Origin of the sequence: Pseudomonas sp. DY-1 (assembly GCF_003626975.1) — a bacterium.
Classification (GTDB): Bacteria; Pseudomonadota; Gammaproteobacteria; order Pseudomonadales; family Pseudomonadaceae; genus Metapseudomonas.
In genome coordinates this window covers 3,771,014-3,789,178 of record NZ_CP032616.1, presented here as the reverse complement: position 1 = coordinate 3,789,178, position 18,165 = coordinate 3,771,014, and the positions used below count along the sequence as shown (strand labels likewise).

Sequence of the window (18,165 nt, the reverse complement as noted above, 5' to 3'; positions counted from 1 at the left end):
CCATGCTGCACATTTTCTGCCCCTACTGTGGCGAGCTGCGCTCCGAAGAGGAATTCCATGCCAAGGGCCAGGCGCACATTCCGCGCCCCCTGGACGCCAACGCCTGCACCGACGAGGAGTGGGGCGACTACATCTTCTTCCGCGACAACCCGCGCGGCATCCACCACGAGCTGTGGGTGCACGCTGCCGGCTGCCGCAAATACTTCAACGCCACGCGCCACACCGTGAGCTACGAGATCCTCGAAACCTACAAGATCGGTGAGAAGCCCACTGTCACCGAGGCCAACGTCGGCGACAAGAAAGCCGCGACCGCAGGAGTAACGGCATGAGCCAGGTCAATCGCCTTCCCAAGGGTGGCCGCGTCGATCGCAGCCAGCCGCTGACCTTCACCTTCAACGGCCAGAACTATCAGGGCTTTGCCGGCGACACCCTGGCAGCCGCATTGCTGGCCAACGGCGTCGATATCATCGGCCGTAGCTTCAAGTACTCCCGTCCGCGCGGCATCGTCGCCGCCGGTGCGGAAGAGCCCAATGCCGTGCTGCAGATCGGCTCCACCGAAAGTTCCCAGGTGCCGAACGTACGTGCCACCCAGCAGGCCCTCTATGCAGGCCTGGTGGCGACCAGCACCAACGGCTGGCCGAATGTGAACAACGACGTCATGGGCATCCTCGGCAAGGTCGGCGGTGGCATGATGCCGCCCGGGTTCTACTACAAGACCTTCATGTATCCGCAGAACCTGTGGCTGACCTACGAGAAGTACATCCGCAAGGCCGCCGGCCTCGGTCGTGCGCCCCTGGAAGTCGACCCGGACATCTACGACCACCTGAACCAGTACTGCGATGTGCTGGTGGTCGGCGCCGGCCCTGCCGGTATCGCCGCTGCACTGGCCGCCGGCCGCAGCGGTGCCCGCGTGATCCTGGCTGACGAGCAGGAAGAGTTCGGCGGCAGCCTGCTGGACACCCGCGAGACCCTGGACGGCAAGCCCGCCTCGGAATGGGCGGCCAAGGCCATCGCTGAACTGGCGAAACTGCCGGAAGTGACCCTGCTGCCGCGCGCTACGGTGAACGGCTATCACGACCACAACTTCCTCACCATCCATCAGCGCCTGACTGACCACCTGGGCGAAGTCGCGCCCCATGGCCAGGCCCGTCACCGCGTTCATCGCGTCCGCGCCAAACGTGTGGTGCTGGCCGCCGGTGCCCACGAGCGTCCGCTGGTGTATTCGAACAACGATGTCCCCGGCAACATGCTCGCCGGCGCCATCTCCACCTACGTGAATCGCTATGGTGTGGCCCCGGGCCGCCAACTGGTGCTGTCCACCAACAACGACTACGCCTACCGTGTCGTGCTGGACTGGCTCGACGCCGGCCAGAAAGTGGTGGCCGTGGCCGACGCCCGCAGCAACCCGCGCGGTGCCTGGGTCGAAGAGGCCCGCGCCCGTGGCGTACGTATCCTCACCGGCAGCGCCGTGGTCGAGGCGCGTGGCAGCAAGCGCGTCACAGGTGCCCGCATCTGCGCCATCGATCTGAAGAGCCACAAGGTCACCAGTCCGGGTGAAGTGGTGGAATGCGACCTGATTGCCAGCTCCGGCGGCTACAGCCCGGTGGTACACCTGGCGTCGCACCTGGGCGGCAAGCCGACCTGGCGTGAAGACATCCTCGCCTTCGTGCCCGGCGAGGGCTTCCAGAAGCGCATCTGCGCCGGTGCCGTGAATGGCGTGTTCGGTCTGGGCGATGCTCTGGCCGACGGTTTCGAGGCCGGTGCCAAGGCTGCTGGCGAAGCCGGCTTCAAACTGGTCGAAGGCACTCTGCCCAAGACCGAGAAACGTAAGGAAGAAGCGTCCGTGGGCCTGTTCCAGGTGCCCCACGACAAGTCCACTTCCCGCGCGCCGAAGCAGTTCGTCGACCTGCAGAACGACGTCACCTCCGCCGGTATCGAACTGGCCACCCGTGAAGGTTTCGAGTCGGTCGAACACGTCAAGCGCTACACCGCGCTGGGCTTCGGTACCGACCAGGGCAAGCTGGGCAACATCAACGGTCTGGCCATTGCCGCCCGTTCGATGGGCATCAGCATCGCCGAGATGGGCACCACCATGTTCCGCCCGAACTACACCCCGGTGACCTTCGGCGCGGTAGCCGGTCGTCACTGCGGTCACCTGTTCGAGCCCAAGCGCTACACCGCGATGCAGCGCTGGCATCTGGAGCAGGGTGCGGAGTTCGAAGACGTCGGCCAGTGGAAGCGTCCGTGGTACTTCCCCAAGCGCGGCGAAGACATGCACGCCGCAGTGGCCCGCGAATGCAAGGCCGTGCGTGACAGCGTGGGCATCCTCGACGCTTCCACCCTGGGCAAGATCGATATCCAGGGCCCGGATGCGCGTGAGTTCCTCAACCGCGTGTACACCAACGCCTGGACCAAGCTGGACGTGGGCAAGGCCCGCTACGGCCTGATGTGCAAGGAAGATGGCATGGTCTTCGACGACGGTGTGACCGCCTGCGTCGGCGAGAACCACTTCATCATGACCACCACCACCGGCGGTGCCGCTCGGGTGATGGAATGGCTGGAAATCTACCACCAGACCGAATGGCCGGAACTGAAGGTGTACTTCACCTCGGTCACCGACCACTGGGCCACCATGACCCTGTCCGGCCCCAACAGCCGCAAGCTGCTGGCCGAAGTTACCGACATCGACCTGGACAAGGATGCTTTCCCCTTCATGACCTGGAAGGAAGGCCTGGTGGGTGGCGTACCGGCACGAGTGTTCCGCATCTCGTTCACCGGTGAGCTGTCCTACGAAGTCAACGTGCAGGCCGACTATGCCCTGGGCGTTTGGGGAAAAATCGTCGAGGCGGGCAAGAAGTACAACCTGACCCCCTACGGCACCGAAACCATGCACGTACTGCGGGCCGAGAAGGGCTTCATCATCGTCGGCCAGGACACCGACGGTTCGGTGACCCCGGACGACCTGAACATGGGCTGGTGCGTCGGTCGCAACAAGGCCTTCTCCTGGATCGGCTGGCGTGGCATGAACCGCGAGGACTGCCTGCGCGAAGACCGCAAGCAACTGGTGGGCCTCAAACCCATCGATCCGAACAAGGTGCTGCCGGAAGGCGCCCAGCTGGTGTTCGATCCGAAGCAGTCCATCCCCATGAAGATGGTCGGCCACGTCACCTCCAGCTACATGAGCGCGACCCTGGGTTATTCCTTCGCCATGGCCGTGGTCAAGGGTGGCCTCAAGCGCATGGGCGAGCGCGTGTTCGCACCGCTGGCCGATGGCAGCGTGATCGAAGCCGAAATCTGCAGCTCCGTGTTCTATGACCCGAAAGGGGACCGCCAGAATGTCTAACGTGAACGTCTACAAACAGCGTCCTGATGCCGCCCATGCCGAATCGCCGCTGTACCACGCCGGCCTCGACGAGCTGGCGCGCAAAGGCAAGAGCAGCGCAGGGGTTACCCTGCGCGAGAAGAAGCTCCTCGGCCACCTGGTGATCCGTGGTGACGCCAAGGACCCGGCTTTCGCTGGTGGCGTGCACAGCGCCCTGGGCCTGGAGCTGCCGGTGGCCCTGACCCTGGTAGCCAGTGGCGAGACTTCGCTGCAGTGGCTGGGGCCGGACGAGTGGCTGCTGATCGTGCCGAGCGGCCAGGAGTTCGAGGTCGAACAGCGTCTGCGCAAGGCGCTGGACGGCCAGCACATCTCCGTGGTCAACGTCAGCGGCGGCCAGACCATTCTCGAGCTCTCCGGGCCCAAAGCCCGCGAGGTCCTGATGAAGTCGACCCCCTACGACGTGCACCCGAGCAACTTCCCGGTGGGCAAGGCCGTTGGCAGCACCTTTGCCAAGGCCTCGCTGGTGATTCGCCATACCGGCGAAGACACCTGGGAACTGCTGATCCGCCGCAGCTTCTCCGACTACTTCTGGCTCTGGCTGCAGGATGCCAGCGCGGAATACGGACTGGCGGTGAAGGCCTGACCGATACGGGTTCCTCGTAGGTTGGTGCAGAGCGCAGCGAAGCCCAACGACTCGGGGCCCGGATGGACTTCAGGGAGCGCTGCGCGCTCCTTGTTGGGCTTCGCAAGCTCAGCACCAACCTACGTTGTTGCGCCGTTGGAGATCGAGATGAGCCGCACACCCGATACTTGGATTCTCACCGCCCACTGCCCGAGCGTGCTCGGTACCGTGGATGCAGTGACGCGCTTTCTCTTCGAGCAGCGCTGCTACGTCACCGAACACCATTCCTTCGATGACCGGCTGTCTTCGCGCTTCTTCATCCGTGTCGAGTTCCGCCAGCCGGACGACTTCGACGAGCAGTCCTTCCGCGCCGGCCTCGCCGAGCGCCTGGCGCCCTTCGATATGCAGGTGGAACTGACGCCGCCCGGTTATCGCGCGAAGGTGGTGCTGATGGTGTCCAAGGCCGACCACTGCCTGAACGACCTGCTCTATCGCCAGCGTATCGGCCAGTTGGCCATGGATGTGGTCGCAGTGGTGTCCAACCACCCGGACCTGGAGCCGCTCGCCCGCTGGCACGGGATTCCCTATCACCACTTCCCCCTCGACCCGAACGACAAGCCGTCGCAAGAGCGCAAGGTGTTGCAGGTGATCGAGGACACGGGTGCCGAACTGGTGGTGCTCGCCCGCTACATGCAGGTGCTGTCACCCGAGTTGTGCAAAAGGCTCGATGGCTGGGCAATCAACATCCACCACTCGCTGCTGCCCGGCTTCAAGGGCGCCAAGCCCTACCACCAGGCCTACCAGAAGGGCGTCAAGCTGGTGGGGGCCACGGCGCATTACATCAATAACGACCTGGACGAAGGTCCGATCATCGCCCAGGGCGTCGAAGCGGTGGATCACGCGCACTACCCCGAAGACCTGATCGCCAAGGGCCGCGACATCGAGTGCCTGACCCTGGCCAAAGCCGTCGGCTACCACATCGAACGCCGGGTGTTCCTCAACGCCAACCGCACGGTGGTGCTCAACGCTTGAGGCTTTTCCCCTCTCCCTTCCGGGAGAGGGTCGGGGGAGAGGGTGCGCCTTCTTCCGTCAGATTCAATGGTGCGCACGGCGCACCCTGCTTTCACGGAGTCCGCCTCTGCCAGGTTTCACCGGTGGGCTCCGGCAACAGACGCAAGCTCCAGTGCAAGGCCGCGTGGCCGTCGGTCGCGCCTTTGTATTCACAACAACAACGGAGAATTACGCATGTCTGGTAATCGTGGTGTCGTTTATCTCGGTTCGGGCAAGGTCGAAGTCCAGAAGATCGACTACCCCAAAATGCAGGACCCTCGCGGCAAGAAGATCGAGCACGGGGTCATCCTGAAAGTCGTCTCCACCAACATCTGCGGCTCGGACCAGCACATGGTGCGCGGTCGTACCACCGCCCAGGTAGGCCTCGTGCTTGGCCACGAGATCACCGGTGAGGTGATCGAGAAGGGCCGTGACGTAGAGAACCTGCAGATCGGCGACCTGGTTTCCGTACCCTTCAACGTGGCCTGCGGCCGCTGCCGTTCCTGCAAGGAAATGCACACCGGCGTTTGCCTGACCGTCAATCCGGCCCGCGCTGGCGGCGCCTACGGCTATGTCGACATGGGCGACTGGACCGGTGGCCAGGCCGAGTACGTGCTGGTGCCCTACGCCGACTTCAACCTGCTCAAGCTGCCGGATCGCGACAAGGCCATGGAGAAGATCCGTGACCTGACCTGCCTTTCCGACATCCTGCCCACCGGCTACCACGGCGCCGTAACTGCCGGCGTTGGCCCGGGCAGCACCGTGTATGTGGCCGGTGCCGGCCCGGTCGGCCTGGCCGCTGCCGCCTCCGCTCGCCTGCTGGGCGCCGCCGTGGTTATCGTCGGCGACCTCAACCCCGCCCGACTGGCCCACGCCAAGGCGCAGGGCTTCGAGATCGCCGACCTGTCGCTGGACACCCCGCTGCACGAGCAGATCGCTGCGCTGCTGGGAGAGCCGGAAGTGGATTGCGCGGTGGATGCGGTGGGCTTCGAAGCTCGCGGCCACGGCCACGAAGGTGCCAAGCACGAAGCCCCGGCCACTGTGCTGAACTCGCTCATGCAAGTCACCCGCGTGGCCGGCAAGATCGGTATCCCCGGCCTTTACGTCACCGAAGATCCGGGTGCCGTGGACGCCGCGGCGAAGATCGGCAGCCTGAGTATTCGCTTCGGCCTCGGCTGGGCGAAATCCCACAGCTTCCACACTGGCCAGACCCCGGTGATGAAGTACAACCGCGCACTCATGCAAGCGATCATGTGGGACCGCATCAATATCGCCGAAGTGGTGGGCGTGCAGGTCATCAGCCTGGACGACGCACCGCGTGGCTATGGCGAGTTCGATGCCGGCGTGCCGAAGAAGTTCGTCATCGACCCGCACAAGACCTTCAGCGCGGCCTGATCGACTGCAATACCCCCGACGCCGTGATGTGACAGCCGCGGCGTCTGTCCCTCAAGGGGCCCTTCGGGGCCCCTTTTTTTGTATCCGGCGAAAAGTAGTAAACCTGCAAGGGCATCATTCTTCTTCCAGTTCGACAAAGCGCTCGAGACTCACCATATCCAGCTTGATCCGCCCGACGAAGGCGGAGAACGCCAGGGTAGCGGCCAGGCGACGCAGGTCGGCGGCCCAGGGCGGAACGTAGCGTGGCTGCTCCAGCCAGCCGGATTCGAACAGCGGCGACAGGCGCACCACGTCGCCTGCGCTCATCCGCCCGGCGAACAGCTGGCGCAGCAATTCCGGGCGGTTGTCGCGCACCGCCACGCGCAACAGGGTGTGCACGCCAAGCATGCCGATCACGTAGCACGCGTCCTTCGTGAAAGCACTGCCACCGCGGACATCGGCGCCTCGGAACACGCGCTGGGTTGAGCGGAACGACTCTTCTTCGGTCTGCCCTGCGTCCAGGAAGCCCTTGAACACCTCAATGAAGTCGGCACCGTCGAGTGCCTGCTGTACCGCCACCACTCGCAGGGCGATACGGCGCAGCCGCTGGATGTCGATGCTGCCGGTGATCAGCTCGGCGAGCATGGCGATGCCCTCCTGGGTCAGCGTGGTGCGCGGTGCGCCAAGGGCCAGGCTGGTCAGGCGCTTCTGCGCCCGACCGTTCAGTGCGGTACCGGCATGGACGAATGCCTCGTGCTGCAGCAGCTGGGCCTTGTCCAGCTCGGAAAAACGCGCGGAAGCCCGCAGGCGGATGCGGGTGGCGCCGGCGATGGCTTTTGAGGCGAGGTCCGGGTCCACCACGACGCGAACCTTGTCGGGGCCGAAGAAAGCGTCCACTTCGGTGCGCATCCAGGTGGCGAAGTCCTCGGCGGGGATGCAAGCGTCGGTCGCGGGGATGCAGCGACTGTCCAGAAGGGCGTCGGTGGTGTCGAGGAAGAACCGCGCCGCGTCCAGGGGCGTCATTTTCTGCCGTTCGTAGTAGTGATCGGGACGCTGGTAGAGACGCGCGGAGTAGTCGCTGAAGGCTGGCGTGCCGATGGCGCCCAGCATGTGTCCGGCGCAGGCGTAACTGCGTGCGGTGGCGGCGAGGAAGGCGCCGGCCGGGTGGCCCTTGTCGCATTGGCCGGCAAGGGTTTCCAGGGCTTCGATCTCGGCGCTGTGATCCCGGGGGGTCAGTGCCACTTCGGGGAGTCTCGGGCGCCCGGCGCGCCAGTCGTCGAGAAAGCGTTCTTCGATGCCATCGGGCCAGGCAATGGCTTCCAGTACGCGAATCTTGCGTGCCAGGCCGGGGAGGGCAGCATCGAGTTCGGCGATGCGGTTTTCGCTCATGGCGGCAGACCGGGGAGGGTGTTCTTCAAGGCTAGTTCACGGCTGCCGTGTGCAGGGATGTCCGGGGGCGACGCCAGGCAACCGACAGAATGTCGGGAACGCAGACCCCGGTGCCGCAGTCATAAGGCCGAGTCTCCGCTCACAGTCCGGTACGTAGTGTTCCGGCGCGGACTTTTCCTTGAGGTCGACCTATGCACATTTCCCGAAGCCTGACACTGGCGACCATGCTGACCCTGGCGGCCAGCCCGGTATTCGCCGTTACCCTGGGCGATGTCGTCGCCGCCGCTGCCGCGAGCGGGCATCAGGAGACGGCACCGGGTGTTGCGCCAGCGGAGTCGGCGGCGTTGCTGGAGCAGTTGGGTGGCCAGTTGCAAGTCAGCCCGGAGCAGGCTCTGGGTGGACTGACCGCGTTGTTCGGCCTGGCGCGCAACAATCTGCCGGCCGACCAGTTTGCCCAGCTCGACCAGGCGGTGCCGGGTGTAGGTGTGCTCACTGATCCTAATACCCAGGGGTTGCTCAGCAGCATCGGCGGCTTGCTCGGCCAGCAGTCGGGCAACGTCCTGGGCAGTCAGCCCGGCGTGCTCGCCGGTCAGCAGATGCACAGCATGACTGACGTGAGCCAGGCGTTCGGTTCGCTGGGGATGGATAGCGGCCTGATCGGCCGGTTCGCTCCGCTGATCCTGTCCTTCCTCGGCCAGCAGGGCCTGGCCGAATCGCTGCTGCAGAACCTTGGCAGCCTCTGGCAATGGACCGTACCGCAGGTGCCGTCCAGCCCGGCCAATCCGGCTGGCCAGGCCGTTCCGGTGAATGGCCTGTCGACCTGAAGCAACTCGCGGGCGGGCGTTTCGGCGCCTAGCCCCGCACCTGCGCACGCAGCTGGCCGATGCGCGCGTCCTTTTCCTGCCATAGCAGGCTCACCCAGTTCTGCACGTACTGGCGGAATTCCCCATCGTTCTCGTAATCGCCCTGCCACAGGGCGGGGTCCAGCGGACGGGTCTGGATATCCACGATGACCTGTGGCACCCGGCCGGACAGCAACGCCCAGAAACCCGGCACGCCGTTACCGGGGTAAATCAGGGTGACGTCGAGAATGGCATCCAGTTGCTCGCCCAGCGCGGCCAGGACGAAGGCGACGCCGCCGGCCTTGGGTTTGAGCAGGTACTGGTAGGGCGAACCCTGGTTGGCGTGTTTCACGGGAGTGAATCGGGTGCCTTCGAGGTAGTTCACCACTGTTACCGGCATGCGCTTGAACTTCTCGCAGGCGGCTTTGGTGATTTCCAGGTCCTTGCCCTTCATCTCCGGGTGTTTGTCCAGGAAGGCCTTGCTGTAGCGCTTCATGAAGGGGTAGTCGAGGGCCCAGAAGGCCAGCCCGAGGAAGGGCACCCAGATCAGCTCCTTCTTCAGGAAGAACTTGAAGTAGGGCGCCTTGCGGTTGAAGGCCTGGACCAGCGCGGGAATGTCCACCCAGGACTGGTGGTTGCTGATGACCAGGTAGGACGTGTCGTTGCGCAGCCCCTCGCCGCCACGGATATCCCAGTGGGTCGGGGTGAACACGGCGAACACACGCTTGCAGTTCTCTGCCCAGGCTTCGGCGATCCACATCACGCCGCGTGAGCAGGCGTCGCGCAGTGCCTGGCCGGGCAGGACCAGCTTGAGCAGGGCGACGGCCAGCATCGGGCCGATCAGGATCAGGGTGTTGAGCAACAGCAGCAGGGTGGTGGCGATTCCGGTCAGCAACGGCCGCATGGGTCCTCGACTCCTCGTCCTCTGGTGTGCGCGCCATCATAACCAGTCGCTGCCGATGCGACGAGCGGTCAGCCCTGGCTACAGGTGCCTGTGTCCGGCTGGCCGAGCTGGATTATGCTGTCGCCCTGATATCGCCTGCCATGCGAACCCGACGTGCTGAAACGAATAGCCGTGGCCGATTTGCGAATCGGCATGTACATCCAGGAGTTGTGCGGCTCATGGATGGACCATCCCTTCTGGAAGACCAGTTTCCTCCTGGCCAGCGGCAAGGACCTGCAACGCATTGTCGACAGCACTGTGGGCGAAGTCTGGATCGACACTGCCAGGGGATTGGATGTCGACGCAGGGGAAAGCGCCGAAGAGGTCGAAGCGCAGGCCGAAGGCCAGTTGCAGTCGGCGGAGGCGCAGGCTCCAGTCCACACCGCCGAGCCGGTCAGCCTGGAAGAGGAAGTAGGCCGTGCCTTGCGCCTGTGCGCCCGCTCCAAGCAGGCGGTGGTGGCAATGTTCAACGACGCCAGACTGGGCCACGCCGTGGAAGTGGAGCAGGCCGCCGTCCTTGTGGAGCAGATCACCGAGTCGGTGATCCGCCACCCCAATGCGCTGATCAGCCTGGCGCGACTGAAGACCAGCGACGAATACACCTACATGCACTCGGTGGCCGTTTGCGCGCTGATGGTGGCGCTGGCGCGTCAGTTGGGGATGGCTGACGACCAGGTGCGCGAAGCGGGCCTGGCCGGCCTGCTGCACGACATAGGCAAGATGGCGGTGCCGTTGGAGCTGCTGAACAAGCCGGACAAACTCACGGATGGCGAATTCATCGAGGTGCGCAAGCATCCCACGGCCGGCGCGCGCATCCTGCTCGATAGCCGTCAGGTCAGTGCCGCGGTACTGGACGTCTGCCTGCATCACCACGAGAAGTTCGACGGGACCGGCTATCCGCATCGCCTCGCTGGCGAGAAGATCAGCCTGCTGGCGCGCATGGCGGCGATCTGCGATGTGTACGACGCCATCACCTCCGATCGCCCCTACAAGCAGGGCTGGAGCCCCGCCGAAGCGCTGCGCAAGATGGCCGAGTGGACCAAGGGCCACTTCGATCCCCATGTGTTCCAGGCCTTCGTCAAATCCGTTGGAATCTACCCCACCGGCTCGCTGGTGCGGCTGGAAAGCGGCCGCCTCGGCGTGGTGCTGGAGCAGCATCCGCAGTCGCTGTTGACCCCTCGGGTGAAGGTGTTCTTCTCGGCCCGATCCAAGGTGCCCATTCCCCAGGAAGTGGTCGACCTGTCCAGGGGCGATCGCATCGAAAGCCGCGAGTCGCCAGAGGACTGGGGTTTCAAGAAACTCGATGAGCTCTGGAGCGGAGTGACAAACGGACGCGGCTCTCTATTCGATTGAATCCGAACCATTGGCCCTCCGGCCAGTCCCAGAACCGTACCCCCTCAACCAGGAGAGACTGCGTTGAAACCCCTGATTGCCCTGCTTGCACTGGTGGCCCTGCCTGCTGTCGCCGCCGAGGAACCCACCCTTTACGGCCGCTACGAGTACGTGCGCCTGCCGGAGATCGGCCAGACCATGAAGGCGAAGATGGATACCGGTGCCCTTACCGCGTCTCTTTCAGCCAAGGACATCGAACGCTTCAAGCGCGATGGCGAAGAATGGGTGCGCTTCCGCCTCGCCACCAAGGGTGCCGATGACACGGTGTTCGAGCATCGCCTGTCACGCATGAGCAAGATCAAGAACCGCGCCGACGAACTGGGCGAGGAGGACGAAGCGCCCTCGGCGGAGATTTCCAAGCGTCCGGTGGTGGACATGGAGATGTGCCTGGGCGGCGTGAAGCGTACGGTGGAGGTCAACCTCACCGACCGTTCCAGCTTCAACTACCCGCTGCTGATCGGCGCCAAGGCCCTGCGCGAGTTCAAGGCCGCCGTCTACGCCGGACGCAAGTTCACCGCCGGCAAGCCGCAGTGCTGATTGACGGGGAGAGTGCCCTGCGGCACTTTCCCCTGTCACCTCCATGAGCCGGGACGCCCATGCCGCACATCCTCATCGTCGAAGATGAATCGTCCATCGCCGACACACTGGTCTATGCCCTTGAGGCCGACGGTAATGCCACGACCTGGCTCAACCTCGGCGGACCGGCGCTGGAACTGCTGCGCCAGCAAGCGGTGGACCTGGTCATCCTCGACGTGGGCCTGCCGGATACCAGCGGCTTCGAACTGTGCAAGGCGTTGCGGCGTTTCTCCGAGGTGCCGGTGCTGTTTCTCACCGCGCGCAACGCCGAAATTGACCGGGTGGTTGGCCTGGAGATCGGCGCTGACGATTACGTGGTGAAGCCTTTCAGTCCTCGCGAAGTCGCGGCCCGCGTGCGTGCGATCCTCAAGCGCACGGCCCCTCGCGACACGACAGCGGCGCCCAGCGCCGGCGGGCCATTCCTGGTGGACGGAGAGCGGGTGCGCATCCACTACCACGGCCAGCTGCTCGGACTGACCCGTCATGAATTCCGTCTGCTCCAGGCCCTGCTGGCGCAACCCGAAAGGGTCTTCAGTCGCGAACAGTTGCTGGATGCCCTGGGCGTGGCCGCCGACGCCGGCTACGAACGCAACATCGACAGCCACATCAAGAGCCTGCGCGCCAAGCTGCGCCAGGTAGCGCCAACCGCCGAGCCCATCCAGACCCATCGCGGCCTGGGCTACAGCTACTCGCCGGATCACGCCTGATGCCTTTGGGCATTCGTATCTTCCTGGCCTACTTCCTCTTCGTCGGGCTGGCCGGCTGGTTCGTGCTCAGTACGGTGATGGACGAAATCCGCCCGGGCGTGCGGCAGACCACCGAGGAAACCCTGGTGGACACCGCCAACCTGCTGGCAGAAATCCTGCGTGACGAGGTGCGCGCCGGCACCCTCGACCAGGGCCGCCTGCCCGAGCTGCTGCGCGCATACGGCCAGCGTCAGCCAGGGGCGGACATCTGGGGCGTTCGCAAGACGCAGGTGAACCACCGTATCTACGTCACTGACAACCGAGGCGTGGTGCTACTGGACTCCAGTGGCGTAGCGGTGGGCCAGGACTATTCGCGCTGGAACGATGTCTACCTGACCCTGCGCGGCCAATATGGCGCGCGCTCCAGCCGGGAAGACCCGAACGACCCGGATTCGTCGGTCATGTACGTAGCCGCGCCGATCCGCGATGGCGAGCGGATCATCGGCGTCGTCTCGGTCGCCAAGCCCAACGCTTCGCTGCAGCCGTACATCGAGCGCTCGCAGAGACGCCTGGCCTGGCTCGGTGCCGGATTGATCGGCCTCGGCCTGTTGGTGGGCGGGTTGCTCTCCTGGTGGCTGAGCCGCTCGCTGTGGCGCCTGCGCAACTACGCCCAGGCGGTGAGTGAAGGGCAGCGCGCGGAACTGCCGGCCATGAGCGGCGGGGAGCTGCGCCAACTGGCGACCGCGGTGGAGCGCATGCGTACCCAGTTGGAAGGCAAGGCCTATGTCGAGCGCTACGTGCATACCTTGACCCATGAGCTGAAGAGCCCGTTGGCGGCCATTCGCGGCGCCGCCGAACTATTGGAAGGCGAGATGCCGGCCGAACAGCGGCAGCGCTTCGTGGCCAACATCGGCAACGAGGGGGCGCGCCTGCAACAACTGGTCGAACGGCTGCTCAACCTGGCCCAGGTAGAGCAGCGCCAGGGGCTGGAGGAGCAGGTGCCGGTGCCGCTTCGCGAACTGGCTGATGAGTTGCTGCAAGCCCAGGCGGCGCGGATCGAAACAGCGGGCTTGCAGGTTGAGAACCGGATCGCACCAGGATTGTGCGCGATCGGCGAGCGATTCCTACTTAGCCAGGCCTTGGCGAACCTGCTGGACAACGCCCTGGACTTTACCCCCTCCGGTGGCCTGCTGCGGCTGGAAACCGCGCAGCAGGGCGATTGGCTCGAGCTGCGCGTGTTCAACCAGGGAGAACCCATCCCCGAGTTCGCGCTGCCGCGCCTCACCGAGCGCTTCTATTCGCTGCCGCGCCCTGCAACGGGGCGCAAGAGCACCGGCCTCGGCCTCAATTTCGTGCAGGAAGTGGCCGGGCTCCATGGCGGAGAACTGCGTGTACTGAATGTCGAGGGTGGCGTCGAAGCCTGCCTGCGACTACCTGCCGTCGTGGATTGATATGCGGCCGCCGCCCGGTGACGTCGGCCGTATCCACCATCGACTATAAATTGACCAGGACAACGCCCTGACTTTCGGCGGGTGTCGCCACCCTGTAACCAGGTTTTGGCTTGATTCTTGATTCAGTCGTTTTGCAAAGCGTCGACCTTTGACTACAAGAACCTCAGGCCCTTCAGGAGCTGCTGGATGAAAACCGTCGCCGAGATTCTCAGAGCCAAATCCCATACCCAACTCTTCAGCGTCGACCCGACGACCACCGTACTGGAAGCCGCCCTGCTGATGGCCGAGAAGGACATTGGCGCGCTGGTAGTGATTCAGGGCGGTGAACTGGTGGGCATCGTCACCGAGCGCGACTTCGTCCGCCGTGTGGCCGCGCTGGAACGTTCGGCCTATGCCACCACCATCGAAGAAGTGATGACCTCCAATCTCTTCGTGGTGACCCCGCGTGACAGCAACCAGTACTGCATGCAGCTGATGACCGAAAAGAACCTGCGTCACCTGCCTGTACTGCACGACGGCAAGCTGGTGGGCCTGCTCTCCATCCGCGACCTGGTTCGCGACATCACCGCCGAACAGGAAAGCCTGATCCAGCATCTGGAGCAGTACATTCGCGGGGCATAACCCAACCGCAGGTTGGCCTCACTTGTAGGGTGCGCTGTGCGCACCTCTGCTTATGGGGCGGACTTCCGTTGCGCACGGCGTACCCTGCGATCGGGCCTGGTGAGCAAATCGGACGCAGGTTATGAAAAGGGTCAGCTGCGCTGCCCTTGGCGAATGAGTTCGCCCCCACAGAAGAAGCACACCGCAACAAGCTTCTGCCTCCCAATCCCCACACACTCTCCACACATTCCCCATAAGCCCACCTCAGGCGCTCAGCAGACTCTCCCCATCCCGACACAAGGAGAGTCGCCATGACCCGAACCCTCGGATTCAAGCTGGGCACCATCGCCCTGTTGATGCTGTTGTTGATGATCCCGCTGATGCTGATCGACGGTCTGATCGGAGAACGCCAGGCTGCGCGTGATGGCGTACTGGCGAACATCGCCCAGAGTTCCAGCTACAGCCAGCGGATCACCGGGCCGATCCTCGTGGTGCCCTACAAGCGCACGGTGCGCGAGTGGAAGACCTACGAGCAGACCGGCCAGCGCCATCTGGAGGAACGCGAGGTGAGCAGCCGGCTGTACTTCCTCCCGGAGCGCTTCAACCTGGCCGGAAGCGTCGACACCGAGCTGCGTGCGCGGGGCATCTACAAGGCGCGGCTGTACAAGAGTGACAGCCAGATCAGCGGGCAGATTCTGGTTCCGGCCAACTATGGCATCGGCGACGACCTCGGGGATTACCGCTTCGAACAGCCGTTCCTGGCAGTGGGTATCAGTGATATCCGCGGCATCGGCAATGCCCTGAAGCTGCGTTTGAACGGCCAGTCCCTGGACTTCCAGCCCGGCAGCGGCGATCGCCTGCTGAACGGGGGCGTCCATGTGCCGTTGGCGTCGCTGCAGGCGGGCGTCGTGCAGAGCCTCGACTTTGCCTTCGACCTCAAGCTGCAGGGCACGTCCAGCCTGAGCGTCACGCCGGTGGGCCGCGATTCGCGAGTGGAATTGAGCTCGTCCTGGCCGCACCCGAGCTTCATCGGCGAGTTCCTGCCGAGCGAGCGCAACATCGATGCCAACGGCTTCAGCGCTACCTGGCAGACCAGCTTCTTCGCCACGAACCTGCAGGAAGCGCTGGCGCAGTGCACCGATGGTGAGCAGTGCGATGCCTTCTACTCGCGGGACTTCGGCGTGAGTTTCGTTGACCCGGTGGATCAGTACCTGAAGACCGACCGCGCCATCAAATACGCCTTGTTGTTCGTCGCCCTGACCTTCGCCGGCTTCTTCCTGATGGAAGTGCTCAAGCGTCTGGCGGTGCACCCGGTGCAGTACGGGCTGGTGGGGCTGGCCCTGGCATTCTTCTACCTGTTGCTGCTGTCGTTGTCCGAGCACCTGGAGTTCGTCATTGCCTATGCCATCTCGGCGTCAGCCTGTGTGGCGCTGGTGGGGTTTTATGTCAGCCACGTGCTGCACAGTTGGCAGCGCGGTGGTGGTTTCACCCTGGGGTTGGCGGCGCTCTACGGAATGCTCTACGGCCTGCTCAGTGCAGAGGACTATGCGCTGCTGATGGGCTCCCTGCTGGTGTTCGGTCTGCTCGCCTGCGTGATGGTGCTGACCCGCAAGCTCGACTGGTACGGCGTTGGCAGGGCCCAGCCAGCCAACGGCAACTGAGGAGGAGCGACCATGCGTGCACTGGTGCAATTCGGCGGTTGTTTCCTGCTCGGCCTGGTGATTTCGGTGCTGCTGCTCGGCAGTCTGATGTTCGCCGGCGCCTTCGGTTTCATCGATCTCTGGCTGTTCACGGGAAAACCACTGGCGGGGCTGGCCCTGTGGCTGCTTCCGGGTGGTTTCTGGCAGGGCCTGACCGGCGTGGTGGACGCCGCGAACAACCCGGCCCTGCGGTCCTTCCTGGAACTTTGCGCGGCCTTGGGCCAGGGTGCGCTGGTGCTGGCGGCAGGCTTCTTCCGCCTCTGGTACCGGCGATCGGGGGGTGTGGAATGAGGTTGCTGGGGCTACGGGAGGATCAGGAGTGCGCGGCGAAGCTGGCAGCGGAGCTGGACAGGTTGTTCAGCGCCTGTCTGCCCCGCGCACAGCGAAACTCAGTGGGCAGGCGCCGTGGCCAGCAGCGAAGGGCGCTGGCTGACGGTTGAATACCAGGCGGCCAGTTTCGGGCAGTCGCGGCGCCAGTTGAGATCGGGCATGCGGAAGTCCAGGTAGCCCAGGGCGCAGGCGGCGCTGATGGCAGCCACGTCGAAGCGCTCGTCCAGTTCGTCGGCGGCCTTCTCGAAGGTTTCCAGGGCGCGATCGATCTTGCCGCACTGGCCCAGCACCCAGTCGTCCCAGCGCCTGTCTTCCGGGCGCAGGAAGGTTTCGTAACGCACGAGGATGGCGGCATCCAGCACCGCGTCGGCAAGAGAGGCCAGGGTCAGGCGCCGCCAGCGCTCTCCACCGTCACGGGGGATCAGGGGTTGACCGCTGTGCTGGTGGTCGAAGTAGTCGAGGATCACGCGGCTGTCATGCAGCACGCTGCCGTCGGGCAATTGCAGGGCGGGAATCTTGCCGGCGGGGTTGTGCTCGTTCACCTCGACGCTGGGGTTCACCGGTGTGAGGGTCACGCCGTGCAGTTTGACCCTATCCAGCTGATCGGTTTCGTGGAGCAGCACCATGACCTTGCGGACATAGGGGGACGTAGGGGAGAAGAACAGGGTCAGGCTGGCGCTCATGCGGATTCCTCGGCGTCTGCAGCGGTGCAATGGCGCAGTTATACCGCATTGGAATGCTGTCGGGCATGTGGGACCCCTGTCGCAGGAGCGGCATCACGTTTGTTGGCGCGATTCGATCGCGAAGCGACCCGAAGGGCCGCCTTGCGTTGGCTAGTGGATCACCGTGCCGCCTCCTCGAAAATTTCCTCCCACAGTTCAGTATCGGATCATCACCAGGCGATCCTGGGCGGACTCGGCTCCCCAGACTTCCCCGGTGCGCCCGGACAGGTGGGTCACGCGGGCTGCGGGTCGGTCGCTGGGAAAACTGGCGAAGTGACGACTGAACGGGTTGAAGCGAAGGATGGCGTTGGCACGATAGTCGCTCAGCCAGACCCGTTCCTGCTCATCGACGTAGAGTGCGTGGGCATCGGCGTTGCGGCCGGGTATGTCCCAGCTACTCCAGGTTTCTCCCAACGGATCGAAGCGGCTCAGGCGCCCGCTGCCGGCCTCGCCGACCCAGAGGGTGCCGCGCGAGTCGCTCCAGATCAGGCGAGGTCCGGCACTTTCGTCTGGTACATCCACCAGCGTGGCGCTACCGGAGTCGGGGTCGATCCGGCCGATGTGCCGGGCGGCTTCATTGGCGTACCAGACCTCGCCATTGGGTGTCACGGTGATGCCATTGGGGCCGGGGCCACCCGGTGCCGGCCAGGTTTCCATGCTGTTGTTGGCCGGCTTGAAACGACCGTAGAAGCCCCGTTGTCCGGTGAACCAGAGGTCACCGTTGCGATCCATCGCCAGGCCTTCGAGGTCGATGCCGGTCGTGTTGCCCTTTAGCGGGAAGGTGCGCACGGAGAGGTCTACGGGGTCGACCCGGACCAGTGCGTCCAGGCCGGGGTCGGTGATCCAGGCGGCGCCGTCGTGGTCCACCACCAGGGCGCGGGGAGAGGCACCTACGCCCAGGGTAATCAACTGGGTTTCTCCGGTCAGGGGGTCGAGCAGTCCGACTGAGCTCACGCGCTGGGCAGTGAACCAGACACGTCCATCAGTGGCTGGCGCTACGTCACGCGGGCTGGTTCCAGCCGGCACCGGGAAGTAGGTGACATCCGCCGCCGTGACCGTCCCGCAGAGCAGGGCGGCGGACAGGGCGAGGGCGAGTGGACGGATCATGGGAAGACCTCCGCTTCCTGGGTGGTCTTCAATCGACGCCCAAGGGGCGGAGCGGGTTC

Annotated in this window: 17 protein-coding genes; 13 read left to right on the top strand and 4 right to left on the bottom strand. The window is 64.6% G+C overall.

Features of this window, described 5'->3' with window-relative positions:
• Positions 1 to 2 precede the first annotated feature (2 nt).
• The 5 genes from D6Z43_RS17945 (at position 3) to fdhA (ending at position 6,389) form a co-directional block, all read left to right on the top strand.
• Positions 3 to 329, top strand: a complete 327-nt coding sequence (locus D6Z43_RS17945) for a sarcosine oxidase subunit delta (protein WP_120653444.1) — start codon at positions 3 to 5, stop codon at positions 327 to 329.
• Complete coding sequence (locus D6Z43_RS17940) at positions 326 to 3,343, top strand: sarcosine oxidase subunit alpha (RefSeq protein WP_120653443.1); 3,018 nt, start codon at positions 326 to 328, stop codon at positions 3,341 to 3,343. Before D6Z43_RS17945 ends, D6Z43_RS17940 begins: the two co-directional genes overlap by 4 nt.
• The gene (locus tag D6Z43_RS17935; RefSeq protein ID WP_120653442.1) at positions 3,336 to 3,965 is read left to right on the top strand and encodes a sarcosine oxidase subunit gamma; all 630 of its coding nucleotides are present in this window, start codon (positions 3,336 to 3,338) and stop codon (positions 3,963 to 3,965) included. Before D6Z43_RS17940 ends, D6Z43_RS17935 begins: the two co-directional genes overlap by 8 nt.
• A gap of 147 nt (positions 3,966 to 4,112) precedes the next feature.
• Entirely contained in the window at positions 4,113 to 4,976 is an 864-nt protein-coding gene (gene purU, locus D6Z43_RS17930; RefSeq protein WP_120653441.1) for a formyltetrahydrofolate deformylase, read from the top strand.
• 213 nt (positions 4,977 to 5,189) lie between these two features.
• Positions 5,190 to 6,389 carry a formaldehyde dehydrogenase, glutathione-independent gene (gene fdhA / locus D6Z43_RS17925; protein ID WP_120653440.1) on the top strand — a complete coding sequence of 400 codons (1,200 nt, stop codon included), beginning with the start codon at positions 5,190 to 5,192 and terminating at the stop codon, positions 6,387 to 6,389.
• Between the two features lie 114 nt (positions 6,390 to 6,503).
• Here fdhA and D6Z43_RS17920 read toward each other — a convergent pair whose 3' ends face one another.
• Positions 6,504 to 7,757: a flavohemoglobin expression-modulating QEGLA motif protein gene (locus D6Z43_RS17920; RefSeq protein ID WP_120653439.1), complete on the bottom strand. Its 1,254-nt coding sequence runs from the start codon at positions 7,755 to 7,757 to the stop codon at positions 6,504 to 6,506.
• 191 nt (positions 7,758 to 7,948) lie between these two features.
• Between D6Z43_RS17920 and D6Z43_RS17915 the strand changes: the two genes are divergently transcribed.
• Positions 7,949 to 8,581 (top strand): DUF2780 domain-containing protein, encoded by a 633-nt coding sequence (locus tag D6Z43_RS17915; RefSeq protein WP_120653438.1) that lies wholly within the window; start codon positions 7,949 to 7,951, stop codon positions 8,579 to 8,581.
• Between the two features lie 28 nt (positions 8,582 to 8,609).
• Here the strand turns inward: D6Z43_RS17915 and D6Z43_RS17910 are convergent, their stop codons facing one another.
• The gene (locus D6Z43_RS17910) at positions 8,610 to 9,503 is read right to left on the bottom strand and encodes an acyltransferase (RefSeq protein WP_120653437.1); all 894 of its coding nucleotides are present in this window, start codon (positions 9,501 to 9,503) and stop codon (positions 8,610 to 8,612) included.
• A 153-nt stretch (positions 9,504 to 9,656) separates the two neighbouring features.
• On the opposite strand from D6Z43_RS17910, the gene D6Z43_RS17905 reads away from it, so the two are divergent.
• The 7 genes from D6Z43_RS17905 (at position 9,657) to D6Z43_RS17875 (ending at position 16,238) form a co-directional block, all read left to right on the top strand.
• Entirely contained in the window at positions 9,657 to 10,895 is a 1,239-nt protein-coding gene (locus D6Z43_RS17905) for an HD-GYP domain-containing protein (protein ID WP_120653436.1), read from the top strand.
• A gap of 63 nt (positions 10,896 to 10,958) precedes the next feature.
• Positions 10,959 to 11,471: an ATP-dependent zinc protease gene (locus D6Z43_RS17900; protein ID WP_120653435.1), complete on the top strand. Its 513-nt coding sequence runs from the start codon at positions 10,959 to 10,961 to the stop codon at positions 11,469 to 11,471.
• Between the two features lie 59 nt (positions 11,472 to 11,530).
• Entirely contained in the window at positions 11,531 to 12,217 is a 687-nt protein-coding gene (gene creB / locus D6Z43_RS17895; RefSeq protein ID WP_120653434.1) for a two-component system response regulator CreB, read from the top strand.
• Complete coding sequence (gene creC / locus D6Z43_RS17890) at positions 12,217 to 13,647, top strand: two-component system sensor histidine kinase CreC (RefSeq protein WP_120653433.1); 1,431 nt, start codon at positions 12,217 to 12,219, stop codon at positions 13,645 to 13,647. Before creB ends, creC begins: the two co-directional genes overlap by 1 nt.
• Before the next feature lie 186 nt (positions 13,648 to 13,833).
• Positions 13,834 to 14,268, top strand: a complete 435-nt coding sequence (locus D6Z43_RS17885; RefSeq protein WP_120653432.1) for a CBS domain-containing protein — start codon at positions 13,834 to 13,836, stop codon at positions 14,266 to 14,268.
• A gap of 290 nt (positions 14,269 to 14,558) precedes the next feature.
• Positions 14,559 to 15,908, top strand: a complete 1,350-nt coding sequence (gene creD, locus D6Z43_RS17880) for a cell envelope integrity protein CreD (RefSeq protein WP_120653431.1) — start codon at positions 14,559 to 14,561, stop codon at positions 15,906 to 15,908.
• A 12-nt stretch (positions 15,909 to 15,920) separates the two neighbouring features.
• A complete protein-coding gene (locus D6Z43_RS17875) occupies positions 15,921 to 16,238 on the top strand; it encodes a hypothetical protein (RefSeq protein WP_120653430.1) in 318 nt (105 codons plus the stop codon).
• 98 nt (positions 16,239 to 16,336) lie between these two features.
• On the opposite strand, the gene D6Z43_RS17870 is transcribed toward D6Z43_RS17875, so the two are convergent.
• A complete protein-coding gene (locus D6Z43_RS17870; protein WP_120653429.1) occupies positions 16,337 to 16,960 on the bottom strand; it encodes a glutathione S-transferase family protein in 624 nt (207 codons plus the stop codon).
• 195 nt (positions 16,961 to 17,155) lie between these two features.
• On the bottom strand, positions 17,156 to 18,106 hold the full coding sequence (locus D6Z43_RS17865; RefSeq protein WP_120653428.1) for a lyase: 951 nt from the start codon (positions 18,104 to 18,106) through the stop codon (positions 17,156 to 17,158).
• Between the last annotated feature and the right edge of the window lie 59 nt (positions 18,107 to 18,165).